This window comes from Shewanella sp. ECSMB14102 (genome assembly GCF_000813075.1).
Taxonomy (GTDB): Bacteria; Pseudomonadota; Gammaproteobacteria; order Enterobacterales; family Shewanellaceae; genus Shewanella; species Shewanella indica.
On sequence record NZ_JWGX01000006.1, the window covers coordinates 1 to 18,647 of the forward strand.

The window sequence follows — 18,647 nt, forward strand, 5'->3', positions numbered from 1 at the left end:
TTGTCAGAAAGAGACCTGCCGGTGCTTGCATCGGAGAGGTGTCCATATAAGCTATTTAGTGTTCTTATGAAATTTACCTATCCTAGACATAATGATTCCCTGTGCAGGTGTCGGCCTCCGTGTTTTCTCGTGGATTAGTTAAACCAGAGCCACACTGTTTGTTGATCCAATAGGCAAACAATCACAGGAGGCCGACATGTCTAAAGCTAACACACTTTTTATCGGGTTGGACGTACACAAGGAGACCACTGACGTGGCCTGGGTTTCTGATAAGTCTGCTGAGACAGTGCATTACCATGGCACAATCCCAACCAACCTGCGTTCATTCGATAAACTCATTAAAAATCAAACAGCCAAGACCAGTAAGATCTGTGTTATCTATGAGGCCGGTCCCTGTGGCTTCTGGCTCTATCGTCATCTGTTGCGCCGTGGCATTGAATGTTGGGTGGTAGCGCCGGCACTCATCCCCAAAGCTCCGGGCGACCGGGTCAAAACCGATAAACGCGATGCCATGACATTGGCCAGGTTAGCGCGTAGCGGCGATTTGCACTCTATTTATGTTCCGGATGAGCGGGATGAAGCTATCCGCGACCTTATCCGCTGCCGGGAAGATGCCATGCTCGATTTGCGCCAGGCACGGCAACGGCTGAAATCCTTTCTGCTGCGTCATGGTCATCCCTGCACAGGTCGGCAAAACTGGACCGAGGCCTATCGACGCCACCTGGCTGATATCAACTTTCCGCAAAGTGCTACTAAAATCACCTTTCAGCATTACATTCATATCGTTACCGAGCGCTATGAGCGCTTGCAACGGCTGGAATTGGAACTGCAAAGCCTAGCAGAAAGCTGGCGTTGGTACTCAGCAGGCTTGGCTTGCGACTGACCAGCAGCCCACCCACTCCCGCCTGATGTTGTTTGACCAGATGCGCGCCTATGTAACAACCCAGATCGCCCACCCCTATCACCAGGATCTGCGGCGCATTAATTGTGGTGGCGAGATTATCCGCGGATAAAAATACCGGCTCGGTATCCGTTAAAGTCGATTGAGGCATAAGGTGCTCCACACAATGAACAAGGACGAAAAGCGACTTCCGCCTGTTGTTGTGCAAAGCTTTGCGTCAACTTGTGTCGCAGAAAAACGGCCATCAAACATTTTTTACAGCGTTGTCATTTTGTAGGCCATCAGCGCCTTCTCAAGGGACGCAATCATACTTGCTCTCAGTGGCTCGGGGGATATCACTTCGATATTGGCCCCCTGCCCTTTAAGCCACCATTTAAGCTGCCAGCCATCAAATACCGTGGCGGAGAGGCGCCAGCGACCATCCTCAAGGGGCGTGAGAGTTTGATCGTCACTGAGCGGCGTTTCGTTGAGATAGAATTGCAACTGCGGTTGAATATTGGCTTCGAGGTGAATACGGCCACCATCAGAAAACTGCATGGCACCGGAATCGAGGTATTCACTCAACGAAAAATTCGCTGGCCGCGGGTAGCGCTCAAAACTGCGTTCAACCTGCTTAAATCTGTGTATGGCAAAGAGTTTTGGCGCACTGGGTTGAGCGCGGCGTTCACTGCCTAACGCCCTTTTTGTATCGCTGCGGTCCTGGTCTGCTTCACTAGCCACCAGATACAGTACCCGACCGCGCAGCACCAGCGCCAAAGGGACAAGCAGGTAGGTTTTGGCTTCCGCCTTTTGGGTTGCCTGATAACTGGCCTCAATGCAGTGGTCAGCAAGCAGTGCTTCCTGAATAACCGTAAGCAGCGAATCGTCAACTTCCGGCGATTGATATACGTTGTCCCCCGAGTAGCAGGCTATTTTATTGCTGTACGGGACTTTTGCCTTGGCAAGCAGCGCCTTCGCCTCGGCGGATTTATCCAAAAGCCCTTGCTTCATCTGCTTGGGCATCACGGCCAGCATGGGCTCAAACAGCATCAGAGTCAGGGCTTCCGCCTGTGTCATCGGCTTTGGAGGCTCACGGCGATGCCAAAGAAACTTACGGCCATCTTGTGTTGAGAGTGCCAAATTGCGCTGCGCCAACGCATTCAGATCCCGCTGCACTGTGCGCGTTTGCGCTTCAATACCCATGGCGCCAAGCTTGGCAATCAAGCCGGCAACATCCACACCGTTGCCCTTTTCGGGCAACAATTGCCACAAGCAAAGCATTCTGTTCGCCGTATCGCCGGCTTTATTCGATGACATGACTCACCTCATCCCTGTGCTGAAATGCCGCTGGAAACAAGCGCTGAAAGTACTCAAGATATTCTGATTTATCAAGATATTCATCCCAATGTAGGTCGGGATCGTGCATTGCATCAAACAGCGTCACAATCTGCTTAAGCTCATCGTCAGCGAGCTTGGCAACATCGCACAGATACAAGAGTTCTTCGCCGCTAAAGGCCAGCAGATGCCGTTTGATAAAGCCCGCACCATCCCGTGTGACCTGATGTTTGAGCAGCAAGCGCCTTAAGTACAACTCATACTCCTCGTTGGTTTTAGGCTGATACTGACTTTGCAGCGCAAGCCCTTGCAGCAAGCCGCTTTGCGGAAAAAAGTGCATCACCAGCCTTGCCGCCAGCATCAGCGGCAAAAAGTCTTTTGCAAATGCCTTATTCGGCATCTGCGAGCGTGATGGCTTTTTAGGAAGTGTTAAGCTGCTTTGATGTTGCTTGGTCAAAAACCACGGCGTTGCTAATAAGAGCCGCGGATCGCCTGAGTACCTTTTGCAACGCTTTTCGGTGCGTCGCCAATGCTTGTCGAGCAGCGCTTCGGCATGAAAGAGCAGTTCAGCCGGATTAAAATCTGCCCCTTTATCTTCGCAAAGCCAGCTCAGCAGACTTTGGCGCCCTTCAACAAAGCGTTTCCACCATGGATAAAAAGGCGAGTCTTTGCTGATACTCTCTTTACCTCTTCGAGTGCTGCAAAGCATCAGAATTTCTCGCGCCCCCTGGCAAGGCGGATTGTCCCAGCACTCAAATACCATCCGGCCAAGCGCAGTGACATCCCAAAAGTCACCCCAGGGATTGTAGTCTTCATCCCTAAGCCAGTCGGCGAGTTCAGCCAAATCGACGCACTCCTGCACCCACAGGCTTTCGTGATTGCGATAGGCAGTTTCAAGCCTGCCAACCCTGTGCTTAGCCAGCAGATAGTCGCGCAATGCCGTAGCATACTGTGATGAGGTTTTTGACCGCATTTTCTCTTCCTTCTGAAAGTTTGCCATAGCGAATTCGCCAAGCTGCTTATGGGGGCTGCTTATGGGGAATGAATTGTGATTACCGGCTCAAGGCACGTTGTGAAAGCATCTCAAATGCCTCCCTTAAGGCCTGCTCACCATAGTGCGGAGGATGCAAAACCATTTGCCCTTCTAACGCAGTGAGGTAAGCCTGACTGACCGCACTGATTTCGCTCACATTGGCTAAGGCAGTTTGCAGTAAATAAAGCAGATGCTCCGGCAACAAGGACGCCGCATTGTCGGCTAAAAAGGCCGCGCCCTTTACGCGATAGCAAAGCTGCAGCAGCCAACGCTGCAGTCGGTATTCCAGCGCGAGAAAATCCACCACATAGTGAGGCGAGGCAACGGCAAAACGTTGGAGAGTGCTGCTTTCTGGCGCCCAGGTAAGCAGCAGAGCGCAGGCAAACAGCCGGTGACGAAACTCATGCCAGCAAGAATCCAGGAATATATCTCGATTTTTGCCATACTCCTTATCGCCAAGTTCCCAACCACTGTTGACACCCAGGCAATTAAGCATGGTGACACAGAAATGGGCACGCAGAAGATGGCGCTCCAGCAGAGCGGTCGCCTCGGCAAGCAAGGCCGTATGATTAAGCCCTTGCTGACCGATGTAAGCCGCGATCCCGAGCGGGAATTGACTCGCCTCATCAAGCTGAAACGACAGTGTGGGATATTCGGGTAAATCTCCTGCAAGATCTTCTGAAAGATGGTGCCAAAGGGCCCGTTGTCTTTCACTCAGCGGTTTTTCAAAACAAGTGATAAAGAGCCTGGCCCACAGCACTCGATTATCCAGAGCGGAGTCAGGTTGCTTCTTGAATCGTTCGATAATGGCAACCCAATCATTGCTGAACTCAAACCAGTAATGCGGAAACTCTGGGTCTGCCTTCTCAACCGCATCGAACCCTTCGGTGACGAAGCGATAGACAAACCCCTGCTCCAAACATAAACCGCACATAGCCTGCTCCTTATTCATTTTACGGATTAAGTATACATGCCTATGCGTCAATATGTGTCGCAATAAACTAGCTTGATGACAAGGTACTCGAAATATCTTGTTCACATTTCAAAGGAAGGCAATGCGACCGGCGCAAAACTGGCAAAATCGCTGATGTTGAAAGAGGCAAGCGCTAAGGAAATGACACTCGGCCAAAACTGGGATTGGGTCACCGAATGGTCACGAATTGGTCACGGTCACAAACCGCGACATGAGGAAGTGGAAAGCGTAAAAATCAAAAAGCCCAAGCTATTTAAAAGCTTAGGCTTGATGAATGTTGGCGGAGCGGACGGGACTCGAACCCGCGACCCCCGGCGTGACAGGCCGGTATTCTAACCAACTGAACTACCGCTCCAAAATTCTGCTTTATCGCCTGGGCAATAAAACTCAAATTCGTTAACTTGACTGGCGGAGCGGACGGGACTCGAACCCGCGACCCCCGGCGTGACAGGCCGGTATTCTAACCAACTGAACTACCGCTCCACTCAAGTTGCCGGGAATAATACGTAGAGCCTATGCCAGCGTCAACAACTTTTTCTTTAATCGGCTCTCAAGCAGCCAAAAAAACAGCAAACTACTCATAATCAAAGTGTTCTGTTTGATTTTTGTTCATCTTCATCCGGCAAGGTCAAATCGATCTCCGGTAAAGTATCAACCTCAGGCCTGGACTGCTGCTGTTCCAGCATTTGGGCCTCAGCCACAGCCAAGGCCTGTTTCAAACTCTGGCGCTTGCGCCAAAACAGAATGGCGCCGACCCCAAACAGCAGTAGCAAAACGTTACCGCCTATGATCAGGTAAAGGGCATTTTCTTTGGCTGCCGCCTCTTCTTTGGCTGCTATTACTGCAGCCCTGGCGGCCATCTCTTCGGCGCTCGGTGGCGGCTTGGGAGGCTCAACGAAATTGAAGAAACGTTCCGGCAGGCTCAATACCAGTTCCCTTCCCTGTTTATCTGTACTGAAGACAGTACCCTTGATGCGGTAACTGCCAAAATCACTCACTTGGGGCAACACAAGCTGTGTGCTACCTTCCTTGGGCTGACGCACAGTAAGCGGTAATTGCAACCCGGCTGGTCCCAAGAGTTCAATATCAAAATAGGTTTCCTCAAGGCGCAGAATATCAGGGTTGGCCCTCAGCATTAGGCCCCAGGGCTGAGTCAGAGGATCGTCCGGCTCCAGCACCTTGATATCCACAGGACTAGGCTCCAGCCTAAATGCCTGTTTAAACTCCCGTTCAAACACATCGTTTTGCACATTGACCTGTAGGGTGTAATCCCCCCAGGGCTGGTTGAGGTTAATGTTTGCAGTGAAAGTGCCATCATCAGGCCTTTCATCCAGCGCTTCACCATTATCCTGATAACTGCCGACAATCAGGGTACCGGCAGCAAAGTTTTCATCTCCAGGTTGATGGGAAGAGGCAAAACGCGCGGTCCATCTCAATAGATATTCAAGCCCAGGCAGCCGCATTCTCAGCGAATCACCGGTGAGATGGGCGGTCAATTTAAGCCGCTCACCTTGATAAAGAGGTTGAGGCAGCTCATCCACCTCAATACCCAACTCTGACACCCGGGTAATTTGCGAGCCGGGCACGACTTTACCAATGAGCTGCCAAGGGCCGGGCACAGGGTTTTCCACCGAAATCATGTCGCCTGTAACCCCATCGGTCCACTTGACATTCTCCGGGTGGCGCGAGGCATACCATTTACTGCCATCGGGCAAGACCACCACCACAGGGGCGGAGCCGTATTCCCGCTGCACCAGCAGTACGATTCTGTCGACCATATGATCGATCCGAAAACGATTCTTAAGCTCTGAAGCCTGTTCCTTGGGGACGATCTCGGCAGCTGTCGCCCCCCCGAAGCCAAGCAGCAGACACGCCATGAGGCCCAGCGCTGGTCTCAATCCCATTATTTGCTTCAATCCATAGGTTGTGGCTCGTCGCGCCAGAGGCACTTGCCTGATTTTGCAACTAAATCGAGCCTTTGCTCATGCATATTCAGTTCATCGGCCGATGCGGCGATCACTTTAAGTTTTGCGCGATTGGTATCGAGACGCATGATGCCACCGGCTTCCTGCCCTGCTTGATCGCTGGAAAGGTTGAACTTGGTCTGGCCACCAGTCATCGCCAGATATACATCGGCGAGGATCTCGGCATCGAGCAAAGCGCCGTGATATTCACGACGGGAGTTGTCTATATGGTAACGCTTACACAGGGCGTCCAGATTGTTCTTTTGCCCCGGGTGTAAAAACTTGGCAATGGCCAGGGAGTCGAGGATCTGACAAATATCCGCCGTCACCGGCCCCCTGGGATTGGTCATGGAAAACTCATGATCCATAAAGCTCACGTCAAACGAGGCGTTGTGCGCAACAATCTCAGCCCCTTGAATAAAGGCGATAAAGTCGGCGGCAATTTCATGGAATCTGGGTTCGTTGGCCACTCTCTCATTGGTAATACCATGAACCGCAATCGCTTCTTCATCAATGGGTTGGCCCGGGTTGATGTATTGGTGGAAAGTGCGACCTGTCAGGCGGCGGTTAATCACTTCCACGCAACCTATCTCAATGATCCTGTGGCCCTGATAGACGGGGCCTGCGCCCTGGTTCATACCTGTGGTTTCGGTATCAAGAATGATCTGCCGACTGGCATTCGATATGATATTCATCTATTTTTTGCAGCTTCCTGAGTGAATTTACGGGTATACTCGCCCGCATTTGCCGGATATGGTAACAACTTGATGAGCGAACTGAAACAGATCCAGATATACACCGATGGCTCTTGCCTGGGCAACCCCGGCCCCGGCGGCTATGGTGTCGTCATGCGCTATAAACAACATACCAAAGAACTCTCCGGTGGCTTTGCCCTGACAACCAACAACCGCATGGAGTTGCTGGCCCCCATTATCGCGCTGGAAAGCCTGAAAGAGCCTTGTAAAATCGTGCTGACCAGCGACAGCCAATATATGCGCCAGGGGATCACCCAATGGATCCACGGCTGGAAGAAAAAAGGCTGGGTCACTTCCAACAAGACGCCGGTGAAAAATGTCGATCTCTGGCAGCGGCTGGATAAGGCCACGCAACAACACCAGATAGACTGGCGCTGGGTCAAGGGCCACGCCGGACACCCGGAGAACGAGCGTTGCGATGCCCTGGCCCGCGAAGCCGCCGAAGCCAACCCTGCCACAATCGATAAGGGTTATCAGGACAGCCTCTAAATCCCTTTGTCCGCGACTGTCTTGAGTTTCAAAAATTTGCCGCAAAAGTCGATAAAGGCCTGCGCCAATGGCGTCAGGCTGTGGCTCTTGTGGCGAATAAGGTAAAACGGCCGCTCAAGCGCCAGCCCCTCCACCTCAACCAACGCCAGTTCTCTACGGGCCAGCTCTTTATCCAGTGTCAGCTCGGACAAAACTCCGAGCCCGGCGCCCTGCTTCACCGCCTGTTTGATGGCATCGGGAGTTGGAAAACAGAAACGGGCCTCTGGCTGCAGGTCAAGGCGGTTGGCAGCATCGACAAAGTACTCCCGGGTGCCTGAGCCCTCTTCTCTCAATACCCAGGAGAGCCCCTTGAGCTCGCTTGGCGAGACCTTGCTTCCCGCCAGCGGGTGCGCCGGATGGCAGAATACCTTGAGACAGTCCTGATGCCAGGGCAATACGGCGATACGACTATCGAGGCAGTAACCTTCAATGAAGCCCAACTCGGCGCGAAACTCGGCCACATCGCGAATAACCTTGCGGGTATTGTCTATCGCCAAGTCGACCTGAGTCTGAAGATGTTGCTGGCTGAATGCCACCGCCGCCTTGGCCAGCAGAAAATTACCTATGGTAGAGCTGGCGCTGACATTCAACATACCGGCCAATTCGTGATTATTCGGGGTAAACGCCTGCTCTATGCGCTCGATGCGCTGCAGTACATCGCTGGCCAGAGGCAGCAGTAGGCTGCCTTGAGAGTTAAGCTGCAAGCGGTTGCCTATACGCTCGAATAAGCGGGTATCGAGCTGCTTTTCAAGTTCCGACAACGCCATAGATGTGGCCGGCGCGGAGAGGTTAACCCGCTCGGCCGCTTTAACTACCTGACCACTGCGAGCCACGGCTTCAAAAATCATCAACTGTTTCAGGGTAATACGCATTAAAATTATTGCTCTTCTTTAGTGTCGCGCTCCAATTGTCTGCCGGAGAATCCCGGCGTCGGCGTGGGTTGCCAACCTGGGATCCGCTGGCGGCGTTTATCTCCCAAGGGGGTTAACGGCGAATCCAGCTTGCGGGCCACCAACAGATACAAAGAGCCGGTACCCGGCAGCCATTTTTGCTGCCAATGATGCCATATTTTCAACGGCGCGGATTCGCTGAGCAGCGAATGATATAAGAGCCGCTCGTCATGCACCACCTGATACCCCAGGAGCCCGAGCCAATCTTTAATCCTGGCCGGCATAAAGAAATGGCCGCTCCAGGGTAAGGCCTGTTGAAATCTGGGCAGCAACTTGCCAAAAAAAGCACAGCTGAAGGGGTTAATTCCTACTATAAAAAGATAGCCGCCACTGACCAGCACCCTGTCGGCTTCACGCAAAATCCGGTAAGGGTTTGCCTCAAACTCCAGCACCAGGTTCATCACTACTGCATCTATGCTGGCCGGCGCCAACGGTAGCGAGGCAAAATCGGCAACTATTGAAGCACCTTTATCAGGGAAGAGAGAGAACTGATGCCAGACCGGACAGTTTTTGATCTCGAGTTCGCGGCTTAAGGCCCCCAGGCGCAACAGATGATAACCAAACACCCTGGGCCACCAATAGGCCAGTTTGCTTTCCAGTTCACGTTTGATAGTCTCACCGGCGGGCAAACTATCCCAGGAACTGGGTCTGGACTCAGACGAGAGAGGCATAGATACTCCGGTTAAGCCATTCTAGCCTCAGCTTAATAACGAATCCCCTATACAAGCAAGTATGAGGCTCAGTAAAATTGAAACTGATCCCGCCGACTTAAAGGAGCCTTGAGCTTATGTCCAACGTCCATATCACCCATCCCCAGCCTCAGATAACGCCCATAGCCGCCTTCGATGACAACTATATCTGGGCCATAGTGGCGCCCCAAGGTGATAGTTGTTGGGTGGTCGACCCGGGTGATGCCGTGCCGGTATTGGCTTTTTTGGCGCGAAATAACCTGACTTTAGCCGGAGTACTGATAACTCACCACCACAGCGACCATACCGGTGGCATTCCGGCATTGACGGAAACTTTTGACTCGCTCCCGGTTTACGGACCAGCCAATCCGGCCATCAAAGGCATTACCCAGCCACTAACAGAGGAAGGTGAATATCGGCTTGAGCCAGGGCAAGGTAGATTTGCTCTTGAATGCCGGGTATTTAAGGTTCCCGGGCACACGCTGGATCATATCGCTTATTTGATTGACGATGCGCTGTTTTGCGGCGATACCCTATTCTGCGCCGGCTGCGGTCGCCTGTTTGAAGGCAGCGCCGAGCAGATGTACCATTCTTTGAGTCAGTTTGCTGCCCTCGATGACAGCACCAAGGTGTATTGCACCCATGAGTATACTCTGGCCAATCTGCGTTTTGCCAAAGCCGTTGAGCCGGACAACCAGGCACTGGCTGACTACCAACTTGCCGCCGAAGCGCTGCGCGAGCAGCAAGAGCCTACACTCCCCTCCACTATTGGTCGTGAAAAGGCCATCAACCCCTTTATGCGCTGCCAAAAGAACACACTGCAGAGCAGGCTCGAATCCCACAGCGGTCAGCCCTGCCATGATCCCGTGAGCCGCTTTGCAGTTCTCAGGCAATGGAAAGACAATTTCTGAAAACCGGGTTACAATAAGCCGCCTTTTTGTGTCGTTATTATGACAACGCTCAGCCAAGATATATTTATCTAATTGTTTTAAATAATAATACTTGGCTTTCAGTAACGGCGCTTCTTTTTCACCACGGAAACCAAACCAGGGTAAAAGTATCACCCAAGGTACAATCCCGGGCCAAGGGACCAGGCCTATCCCGGGTTTCCGTTTGATGTGCGTTTGCCTGTCTGTTCAGGCCATCATTCGAGGATTGCTGTTTTTGAAGCAAATCAGATTTTTTATATTGGCGGGGAGCCTCTCCCTGCTTGGCGGCTGTCAGCTGCTGTCTCAAGCGCCGGAGTCTACTGCCGAAACGCCGGTTAAGGCCACCCCGGCTCCGATCATTACTCAGGCTCCACAAGTCATCAGCGAGCCGGAAGTTGTTGTCACTGACGTGTGGCAGCGGATCCGCAACCAACTCAATATGTCGGTTCCCGATGAGAAGCTGGTGCGCCAATACCGTCAATGGTACATAGATAATCCAAGACACCTGGAGCAGATCTCCGAACGGGCTGCTCCCTTTATGTATCTGATTGTCGAGCAGATAGAAGAGCGCAAACTGCCGATGGAGCTGGCACTGCTGCCGATAGTGGAAAGTGCCTTCGATCCTTTCGCCTACTCCCATGGTGCCGCCTCAGGATTATGGCAGTTTACCTCGCCCATGGCGCTGCATTTTGGTCTGGAGATCAACTGGTGGTATGACGGACGCCGCGACGTACCTGCTGCCACAGCCGCAGCGCTGAATATGATGGAATACCTCTACGACAAGACCGGCGAGAACTGGCTCTATGCCATAGCTGCATATAACACAGGCGAAGGTCGGGTGTTGAATGCGGTCAAGCGCAACCGCCAAAAGGGACAGCCTACCGACTTCTGGTCGCTGTCGCTGCCCAAGGAAACCGAGCGTTATGTTCCGCAATTGCTGGCACTGGCAGATGTCGTCAAAAATGCCGATAAATATGGTATCCAACTGACACCGATCGCCAACGAACAGAAGTTGGAAGTGGTCGATGTCGGCAGCCAGATAGACTTGGCCCTGGCAGCGCGCCTTGCCGGTATGGAAGTCAATGAACTGCAACAGTTCAACCCAGGCTTCAATCGCTGGGCCACAGCGCCGGAAGGGCCACACAAGCTGGTACTGCCGCTGGACAAAGCCAAAGAGTTTGAAATCGCCCTGGCCAGTACAGCGCCAAGCGAGCGCCTCAACTGGCTCAGATACAAGATCCGCAAGGGTGACTCTCTTGGAGTAATAGCCAAGAAGCATCATACCAGTATCGATGTTATTCGTTCGGTCAACGGCATTAGTGGCAACAATATTGTCGCTGGCAAGCACCTGTTGATCCCGGTCGCCCTCAAGGACGCATCGGCCTACCCGCTCTCCAAGGAGCAACGCCTGGGTCAGAATAAGTCCGGCAAGAGCAAACGCAGCTACCTGGTCAAGTCCGGTGATTCCCTGTGGCAGATAGCCAAGGATAATGGCGTCAGTGTCAACGAGCTGGTGAAATGGAACGGGATATCGACCAAAACGCCGCTGCGTCCCGGCAAACAACTGACCATCTGGACTAAAGCTTCCGGCAAATCCCAGAGTGCCAACGCCGTAATGCGCACCGTGAAGTATAAGGTTCGCTCCGGTGATTCGTTGGCAAGAATCGCCAGCAAGTTCAATGTCAGTGTGAATGATCTGCTGGAATGGAACCAGCTCAAAGCCAGTAAGTACCTGCAACCCGGACAGATGTTGACCCTATTCGTGGACGTGACCCGGGTCAAGACCTGATAAAAACTCTTACTCAAGCGGCACCCAAGGTGCCGCTTATGATCCTGTTCAAACTTTTGCAAGTTATTATATTACAATCATAATCCATTCGTGCCCTGTCACAAATTTGACACTTCTCTTTGTTGATAATCGTCCGCTGTATTAATCCAGCTTAAACAAACACGATGAACAGAGATTTGCCCATTACCGACATTGAAACACCTGTGACGGAAGATGCCCGCATTCTATCCACCACAGATCTCAAAGGGCGCATCACCCATATCAATCAAGAATTTATTGATCTTTGCGGCTTTTCTCGTGAGGAACTCTTGGGGCATGGTCACAACATAGTGCGCCATCCTCATATGCCCAAGGCGGCGTTTGCCGATCTCTGGCATCAAGTCAAAAATGGCAACAGCTGGATGGGCTTGGTTAAAAATCGCCGCAAAGACGGCGGTCACTACTGGGTCAACGCCTACGTCACCCCGATTCGCCGCAAGGGTAAAATAGTTGAGTATCAATCAGTACGTACCAAGGCGAGCCCTGAGCTTATCGCCAGAGCCGAAAACTGCTACCAGGCCATCAATCAAGGAAAATCGATACTGCCACGCTTTCGAATAGGGCTAACGGCAAAGCTAGCGCTCTGTTGGGGCGCATCACTGCTATCCCTGGTGACCCTGCCCTGGCTAAGCGGTCTCTGGCTACTTGTGCCGGTCAGCGCAGCGGCAACTTTGATGGGCTGGAGTCTTTTCAGGCTCAAACAAAGGTTAAATAATGTCAGTCAACTCAGCCGCGGAGTACAGAATAATCCACTGATGCAGGCTATTTACTGCAACAGCACAGATGAACTCGCCGAGCTGGAATTGAGTTTGAGAATGCAGCAGGCCGAGATATTCGCCATCACAGGACGGATAAAAGACAGCGGTGAGATCCTCGATAACAGTTTAAGTGCCCATCAGGCCGCCGTCGATGCCAACTACCGCGAACTGTCACAGCAAACCGGTGCTCTGAAACAGCAAGGTGATGCCATCAACGAGCTCAGAGGTGCCGTGACCGAGATTGCTGATACATCAGCCGAAACGGCCAACGAGGTGACTGAACTTGAACAAAGCAACCGCCACACTCTAGAAGCTCTGGTCGCCAGCCGCGCCGCCAACAGCGAAGTCACCGCTCTGCTTGCGAAGGTTGAAGCACAGTTGCTGGCATTGGACAAACGCTGCAGTAGTATAAACACTGTGCTGGAAGTGATTGAACAACTTTCTGATCAAACCAATCTGCTGGCGCTCAATGCGGCTATCGAAGCGGCCCGAGCCGGTGAAGCCGGGCGCGGATTTGCCGTAGTGGCCGATGAGGTACGTAACCTTGCAATGCGCTCCTCTGAATCCGCCGGTGAAATACATCAAATTATTGCCGAGCTCAGTCTGCAAAGTCGCCAGACAGTGACCGAGATGGAGCGCAGCCAGCAACTGACCAAAGAAAGTCTGCAACTGGAGCAAAAGTTGGCGCAACGGTTGGACGAAGCCACCAGTGCACTGGGCCGAATTGCCGCCCATAGCCAGCAAATAGCCGTTGCCACCGAGCAGCAAGCCTGTGTGGTAGAACAGTTACACCGCCATTCAGAACAGTTACAACAGGGCGTTGGCTGTTTAACCGATAACAGTGAAGCCGCAAGCCATCACGGAAAGGAGCTCACCAGGCAAAGCGAACGTCAAAAAGAGCTCATCGCCCAGTTTTGACAACAAAGCAACGGCGTTATTTTTCCAGGTAGGCGCCATTTGCCAAAGCGTGTAAAAACACCTGTGTTTATCTATGGCATTCCCCTCATGGAAACCGCGCTAAAACATACAACGCGGCTCCCTGAAGGGAATGCCAAAAATTTACCAGTCAAGTGTATCTAAGTACCAAAGTAATATAAGTCAAACCTGGATCAGAGAGCCAATTTCGCCAATTTATCAGCTACAAGTTGGCCGCGCCATCCCAGCAACACCAAGGGAGTGGGTCCCTGTTTACCGTCCCATATCCACTCAAGATATTCATGAATATGGCGCTTGGAGCCAAGCAACTCCATAGGCACACTTTCGGATTCTGCAACCTCGCTCAAGCACTGCTTAATGCTCTTGAAAGCGCTCTTGTACCCTGGTTTGAGCGCCAGCACATCCAAGGGCTCAGGTAGATTACTCATATCCGCCTTGGCCATAACCTTGAGCACGTCTTTGGCGTAGAGACGCTTTTCATGATCCGTCAGCTCTTTCATGGCAAGCACGTCATTGATCCCTCTGGGCTGGCGTTTGGCCAAACCGATAAGGGCATGATCTTTCATGACAAAACCCAGCGCCATATCCTTTGCCAACGCCTTACGCAAACGCCAGGCCGCCAGTACCTTGAGCACAGCCAATTGGGGTGTACTCAACTGAAAGGCGTTCTTGACCCTAAGATAGGCCGTGTCTTCATCCGGCGGATCCAGACGCCCTTCGGTCATGCGTTGACTCTCTTCCAATGCCCACTCAATCCTGCCCTGCTGCTGCAGTTTCTGCTGCAACTGGGGATAGAGTTGGTAAAGATAATAGACATCATTGGCGGCGTAGCTGAGCTGCGCCTCTGATAACGGCCTTTTCAGCCAGTCAGTACGGGACTCGCCCTTGTCAAGCTCCACTCCCAGACATTCATGCACCAGCTTGGCATAACCCAGGCCATGACCCAGGCCGGCAATGGCCGCCGCCAATTGGCTGTCAAACAAAGGCTTGGGCTGGCACAAGCCCTGGCGGGCAAACACTTCCAAGTCTTCACTGCAGGAGTGCAACAACTTGGTGATATTCTCATCGGTCAACAAGGCCCAGAAGCCCGACAGATCCGAGATGGCCAAAGGGTCTATCAGCGCCAGAGTCTTGCCGTCATAGGCCTGAATAAGCCCTAAACAAGCATAATAAGTGCGGGTGCGTACAAATTCGGTATCCAGCACCAGCAGTTCAGCCTCACGGTATTGAGCTACCAACTGTGCCAGGGTGGCGTCATCTTTTACATACAGGTAATCTTGCAACTTCAACTCCCATCCTGCGCGAGTTTCCAGGTCTCGGAAACACAAGAGCCGGCTGGCGCCGGCTCTCTATATTATGCAGATTTGGCCTCATCTCTGAGTTCTCTGCGCAGGATCTTTCCTACATTGGTTTTCGGCAATTCGTCCCTGAATTCTATCAGCTTCGGCACCTTATATCCTGTTAAATGATGGCGGCAGTGTTTGATAAGCTCTTTCTCGGTCAAAGATTTGTCTTTTGCAACCACAAAAATCTTCACCAGTTCACCACTGACCTCATGTGGCACACCCACGGCGGCTACTTCAACCACCTTGGGATGCAAGGCCACCACCTCTTCCACTTCATTGGGGAAAACGTTGAAGCCGGAAACCAGGATCATGTCCTTCTTGCGATCGACAATATAGAAAAAGCCTTTTTCATCCATATAGCCGATATCGCCTGTGGCCAGCCAACCATCCTTGTCGATCACCTTGGCCGTTTCTTCCGGACGTTGCCAGTAGCCAAGCATCACCTGAGGCCCTTTGGCAAAAAGTTCGCCCGTCTCCCCCTGAGGCAACACCTGACCATCATCGCTACGCACTTGAATTTGTGTCGAGGGCGCAGGCAAGCCGATAGAGCCGTTGTAACCGGCCAAATCATAAGGGCAGCAAGCAACCAGAGGTGAAGCTTCGGTCAGGCCATAGCCTTCGAGCAAGCGGGTCTTGGTGATGTTCTGCCATTTGTCGGCCACGGCGCGCTGCACCGCCATACCGCCACCAATCGAGAGTTTGAGGCGGGAGAAGTCCAAAGCAGCAAACTCTTCACTGTTGACCAGGGCGTTAAACAAGGTGTTTACCCCAGTGAGAGCAGTGAAAGGTGTTTTCTTGAGTTCGGCCACAAATCCCGGGATATCCCTGGGATTAGTGATCAGTAAGTTGTTGGCGCCTTTATGCAGGAACAGCAAACAGTTCACAGTTAAGGCGAAAATATGATAAAGCGGCAAGGCGGTTACCACAAACTCCTTGCCGTCGTTGAGCAAAGGGGCATAGGCACCGTTGGCCTGCAATACGTTGGCAACTATGTTGCCATGGCTGAGCATGGCCCCCTTGGAAACACCTGTAGTACCACCGGTATACTGCAAAAAGGCGATATCGTCACTCTTGACCACAGGCTTGACGTATTGCGCCTTTTTACCCGCCCGAAGCGCACGACGCATGGATATGGCGTGTGGCAATGAGTATTTGGGCACCAGGCGCTTAATATACTTCACCACAAAATTAACCAGGGTACCCTTTGGGGTACTCAAAAGATCGCCAAGCCCAGTGATAATCACGTTTTTGACCGGAGTTTGATCGACCACTTGCTCCAGCGTGCTGGCAAAATTGGACACTACCACTATCGCCTTGGCGCCAGAATCGACCAACTGATGCTTGAGTTCTCTCGGGGTATAGAGCGGATTGACATTGACCACAACCATGCCTGCTCGCAACACACCAAACAGAGCGATGGGGTATTGCAGCAGGTTTGGCATCATGATCGCCACCCGATCGCCCTTCTGCAATTTGAGATCATTTTGCAAATAGGCGGCAAAGGCACGACTGCGCTCTTCCAGTTTTCGGTACGTCAGGGTTGCGCCCATATTAACGAAGGCGGGTTGATCGGCGTAGGTATTGACCGCTGATTCCAACATCTCCAGCAAGGAAGCATAGCGGCTGGTATCAATTTCGGCAGGCACGTCGGCAGGCAAACTGTTAATCCAGGGCTGGTCCACAAATCTCTCCTAAAATTCCGTCTTCAGCGGAAACGACTCTCTCTGTCGTTAAAGCCCGCAGCGTCTGCGGGCAAAGCACTGAGTATTTTTATAAAGTTCTTATTAAGGCCTTGGGCCTCGACTCTTGGTAGTTAACTTTCGCGCCGCAAAAATCATACGGGCGTTTAAAATTTTGATCATCATCACATAAAAGCTTTTATTTGCCTAGTCCCCCGGATTGGATTTTCTACCTTGGAGAAATCCGGCCAGAGTTTGCGCTACCTCATCGGCATTCTCCATATGCAGATGGTGATCCCCTTGGAGTTGCACTACTTGCAACTCGCTGTACCAGGCGCGGGCCTGGGGTAAACTCTGCACCAATCCGGGAAATCCTTGCTCACCCGTGATAAGCAAGCTGGGGATGGCTATTCCCTGCATCAGGGATGCTACCTGCTCAAAACAAAGTCGCATCGGCGAGTCGAGCCTTAGCCTTGGGTCGCTGCGCCATCTGGCGCCGTATGCATCAATTTGCATATTGCGCGTCACCAATAATCTGGACCAAGGCTCGGCCAGTCCGGTCAACTGCACTCTGGCTTTGATGGCCGGTTCAATACTGTCATAAACCACTTGGCTACGTTTGCTGCCGAGCATACGCTTATGGGCAGCAAAGCTCTTTCTCAGCCTGGGTTTAGCCTGCTCCACCGCCTCATAGAGAGGAGCAAAGGCTTCAATCAACAGTAACTTATCGACACGCTCAGGAAACGCTGCGGCATAAGCACTGGCGACAATCCCTCCCAGCGAGTGCCCCAACAAAGTGACTGGCGCATCACCGGCCAAGCTGCCCAGCAGCAGCTCAAGATCATACAGATAATCAATCCAGTGCAGCGGATAACGCCCTGGCCTGTGATCCGATAAACCATGTCCCGGCCAGTCGATGGCAAGAATACGATAATCATTCATCAGCTTCTCGGCCAAAGGGGCAAAGCTGTTACTGTTATCCAGCCATCCATGCAATGCCAGTAACAGCGGCTTATCCTCCGCTCCCCAGCATTGTGCCGCCAGCGTGAGGTGCGGCAGCGGGAGCTTCAGTGCTTTTACGGGGGCGGAAGGTTGCCACATAATGCCTCTGTTGTCAGTGTATCAGTTCGCTTTTTTGATAAATTTGAGTGTCATACGGTCACTTTCTCCTATCTTGAGATAAGTGTCCCTGTCCTGCTCACCCAATCGCAATGTCGGCGGTAAGGTCCAAACGCCTTTAGGGTAATCCTTACTGTCCTTGGCATTGGCATTGATCTCACTGCTGGCTTCCAAGGTGAAGCCGACCTTTTCTGCCAGTGCTATCATCTCATCCTGCATCATGTAACCGCTGTCAGGGCCATTACCGGCTTTGCCCCTGTGCTCAACCACTCCAAAGACGCCGCCATCTTTAAGCACATTAAAGGCAGCCTGAAACACGGTTTGCAGTTGCCCCTGACTGGCCCAGTTATGCAGGTTTCTGAACGTCAGTACCGTATCGGCGCTGGCATCTTCTCCCAGTTTTACCTGTGCTGGAGGATCCAAAACCACCTGTTTGATTTTGCCGAGCTCTTTGGGGTGAGCTTGCAGCCATTCAAGATAACGCTTGCCCGCTTTGGCCCGATAACGGCTGCCCGGGGTGTCCTCTTGCGGCTCTGTGTTAAAACCGGCGGCAATATACTGCCCCTTATCCGCCAACATGGGCGCCAGGATTTCTGTGTACCAACCGCCGCCGGGCCAGAGTTCAATCACGGTTTGCTCCGCCGTGATCCCGAAAAAAGCCAGCGTCTGTTCTGGATGACGATATTGGTCGCGCTCGACATTGGCTTCCCGGCGAAAGTCACTGTTAACCGCCTCCAGCAACGCCTGTTCGCCGGCCTGCGCCGCACCGCTGCCAAGCAGCATGCCAGCCACCAGCAAAGCCTTGCCAAGCGGCGTTGCCAGCTTACGATTGAATTGCTTGTATTCCATTTCCCTTCTCCTTTGAATCTGGACTTATGCTGCGGCAACAGACCCGCCGACACGACTTTTTGGCACGCACTGGTGCCAAATAAGATTGGAGTTCAA

16 protein-coding genes and 2 tRNA genes are annotated in these 18,647 nt (G+C 52.4%); 5 read left to right on the top strand and 13 right to left on the bottom strand.

The genetic code is table 11. The annotated features are described in order from the left end of the window. Positions 1-196: 196 nt before the first annotated feature. Positions 197-883 (top strand): IS110 family transposase, encoded by a 687-nt coding sequence (locus RC73_RS02735; protein WP_052247945.1) that lies wholly within the window; start codon positions 197-199, stop codon positions 881-883. Between the two features lie 273 nt (positions 884-1,156). Here RC73_RS02735 and RC73_RS19785 read toward each other — a convergent pair whose 3' ends face one another. The 7 genes from RC73_RS19785 to dnaQ form a co-directional block, all read right to left on the bottom strand. After that, positions 1,157-2,197 (bottom strand): helix-turn-helix transcriptional regulator, encoded by a 1,041-nt coding sequence (locus RC73_RS19785; RefSeq protein ID WP_082014229.1) that lies wholly within the window; start codon positions 2,195-2,197, stop codon positions 1,157-1,159. Beyond that, positions 2,184-3,188, bottom strand: a complete 1,005-nt coding sequence (locus RC73_RS02745; RefSeq protein ID WP_039033207.1) for a hypothetical protein — start codon at positions 3,186-3,188, stop codon at positions 2,184-2,186. The genes RC73_RS19785 and RC73_RS02745 overlap by 14 nt, the downstream gene beginning before the upstream one ends. 79 nt (positions 3,189-3,267) lie before the next feature. Next, positions 3,268-4,182, bottom strand: coding sequence for a hypothetical protein (locus RC73_RS02750; protein ID WP_039033208.1), 915 nt, complete (start codon positions 4,180-4,182; stop codon positions 3,268-3,270). 317 nt (positions 4,183-4,499) lie between these two features. Further along, positions 4,500-4,576, bottom strand: a tRNA-Asp gene (locus RC73_RS02755). Positions 4,577-4,627: 51 nt separating this feature from the next. Continuing rightward, positions 4,628-4,704: transfer RNA gene (locus tag RC73_RS02760), tRNA-Asp, on the bottom strand. A gap of 101 nt (positions 4,705-4,805) precedes the next feature. Further along, entirely contained in the window at positions 4,806-6,098 is a 1,293-nt protein-coding gene (locus RC73_RS02765) for a TIGR03503 family protein (RefSeq protein ID WP_413738249.1), read from the bottom strand. A 35-nt stretch (positions 6,099-6,133) separates the two neighbouring features. Then, positions 6,134-6,880, bottom strand: coding sequence for a DNA polymerase III subunit epsilon (gene dnaQ / locus RC73_RS02770; RefSeq protein ID WP_039033209.1), 747 nt, complete (start codon positions 6,878-6,880; stop codon positions 6,134-6,136). 72 nt (positions 6,881-6,952) lie between these two features. On the opposite strand from dnaQ, the gene rnhA reads away from it, so the two are divergent. Next, positions 6,953-7,429: a ribonuclease HI gene (rnhA, locus tag RC73_RS02775; protein WP_039033210.1), complete on the top strand. Its 477-nt coding sequence runs from the start codon at positions 6,953-6,955 to the stop codon at positions 7,427-7,429. Here rnhA and RC73_RS02780 read toward each other — a convergent pair. Together RC73_RS02780 and RC73_RS02785 are read right to left on the bottom strand one after the other, a co-directional pair. Then, on the bottom strand, positions 7,426-8,340 hold the full coding sequence (locus RC73_RS02780; protein ID WP_039033211.1) for a LysR substrate-binding domain-containing protein: 915 nt from the start codon (positions 8,338-8,340) through the stop codon (positions 7,426-7,428). The genes rnhA and RC73_RS02780 overlap by 4 nt on opposite strands. A gap of 5 nt (positions 8,341-8,345) precedes the next feature. Further along, positions 8,346-9,089, bottom strand: coding sequence for a class I SAM-dependent methyltransferase (locus RC73_RS02785; protein ID WP_039033212.1), 744 nt, complete (start codon positions 9,087-9,089; stop codon positions 8,346-8,348). Positions 9,090-9,205: 116 nt separating this feature from the next. On the opposite strand from RC73_RS02785, the gene gloB reads away from it, so the two are divergent. From gloB to RC73_RS02800, 3 genes are all read left to right on the top strand, one after another. Then, positions 9,206-10,018: a hydroxyacylglutathione hydrolase gene (gene gloB, locus RC73_RS02790; RefSeq protein WP_039033213.1), complete on the top strand. Its 813-nt coding sequence runs from the start codon at positions 9,206-9,208 to the stop codon at positions 10,016-10,018. A gap of 253 nt (positions 10,019-10,271) precedes the next feature. After that, positions 10,272-11,825 (top strand): LysM peptidoglycan-binding domain-containing protein, encoded by a 1,554-nt coding sequence (locus RC73_RS02795; protein WP_039033305.1) that lies wholly within the window; start codon positions 10,272-10,274, stop codon positions 11,823-11,825. Positions 11,826-11,989: 164 nt separating this feature from the next. Continuing rightward, a complete protein-coding gene (locus tag RC73_RS02800) occupies positions 11,990-13,540 on the top strand; it encodes a methyl-accepting chemotaxis protein (RefSeq protein WP_052247948.1) in 1,551 nt (516 codons plus the stop codon). Between the two features lie 191 nt (positions 13,541-13,731). Here the strand turns inward: RC73_RS02800 and rnd are convergent, their stop codons facing one another. The 4 genes from rnd to RC73_RS02820 all read right to left on the bottom strand — a co-directional run bounded on the left by rnd (position 13,732) and on the right by RC73_RS02820 (position 18,551). Next, the gene (gene rnd, locus RC73_RS02805; protein WP_039033307.1) at positions 13,732-14,841 is read right to left on the bottom strand and encodes a ribonuclease D; all 1,110 of its coding nucleotides are present in this window, start codon (positions 14,839-14,841) and stop codon (positions 13,732-13,734) included. Positions 14,842-14,912: 71 nt separating this feature from the next. Continuing rightward, complete coding sequence (gene fadD / locus RC73_RS02810; RefSeq protein ID WP_039033214.1) at positions 14,913-16,586, bottom strand: long-chain-fatty-acid--CoA ligase FadD; 1,674 nt, start codon at positions 16,584-16,586, stop codon at positions 14,913-14,915. Positions 16,587-16,790: 204 nt separating this feature from the next. Continuing rightward, complete coding sequence (locus tag RC73_RS02815; protein WP_039033215.1) at positions 16,791-17,684, bottom strand: alpha/beta fold hydrolase; 894 nt, start codon at positions 17,682-17,684, stop codon at positions 16,791-16,793. Positions 17,685-17,705: 21 nt separating this feature from the next. Further along, entirely contained in the window at positions 17,706-18,551 is an 846-nt protein-coding gene (locus RC73_RS02820; protein ID WP_052247949.1) for a class I SAM-dependent methyltransferase, read from the bottom strand. Positions 18,552-18,647: the final 96 nt, after the last annotated feature.

Bases quoted from the DNA above. Each gene is read 5' to 3' on its own strand.
- gloB (WP_039033213.1), top strand. From the start codon at position 9,206: ATGTCCAACGTCCATATCACCCATCCCCAGCCTCAGATAACGCCCATA.
- RC73_RS19785 (WP_082014229.1), bottom strand. From the start codon at position 2,197: ATGTCATCGAATAAAGCCGGCGATACGGCGAACAGAATGCTTTGCTTG.
- RC73_RS02800 (WP_052247948.1), top strand. From the start codon at position 11,990: ATGAACAGAGATTTGCCCATTACCGACATTGAAACACCTGTGACGGAA.
- RC73_RS02765 (WP_413738249.1), bottom strand. From the start codon at position 6,098: ATGGCGTGTCTGCTGCTTGGCTTCGGGGGGGCGACAGCTGCCGAGATC.
- RC73_RS02745 (WP_039033207.1), bottom strand. From the start codon at position 3,188: ATGCGGTCAAAAACCTCATCACAGTATGCTACGGCATTGCGCGACTAT.
- RC73_RS02815 (WP_039033215.1), bottom strand. From the start codon at position 17,684: ATGTGGCAACCTTCCGCCCCCGTAAAAGCACTGAAGCTCCCGCTGCCG.
- rnhA (WP_039033210.1), top strand. From the start codon at position 6,953: ATGAGCGAACTGAAACAGATCCAGATATACACCGATGGCTCTTGCCTG.
- RC73_RS02735 (WP_052247945.1), top strand. From the start codon at position 197: ATGTCTAAAGCTAACACACTTTTTATCGGGTTGGACGTACACAAGGAG.
- RC73_RS02785 (WP_039033212.1), bottom strand. From the start codon at position 9,089: ATGCCTCTCTCGTCTGAGTCCAGACCCAGTTCCTGGGATAGTTTGCCC.
- RC73_RS02780 (WP_039033211.1), bottom strand. From the start codon at position 8,340: ATGCGTATTACCCTGAAACAGTTGATGATTTTTGAAGCCGTGGCTCGC.
- RC73_RS02750 (WP_039033208.1), bottom strand. From the start codon at position 4,182: ATGTGCGGTTTATGTTTGGAGCAGGGGTTTGTCTATCGCTTCGTCACC.
- dnaQ (WP_039033209.1), bottom strand. From the start codon at position 6,880: ATGAATATCATATCGAATGCCAGTCGGCAGATCATTCTTGATACCGAA.
- RC73_RS02820 (WP_052247949.1), bottom strand. From the start codon at position 18,551: ATGGAATACAAGCAATTCAATCGTAAGCTGGCAACGCCGCTTGGCAAG.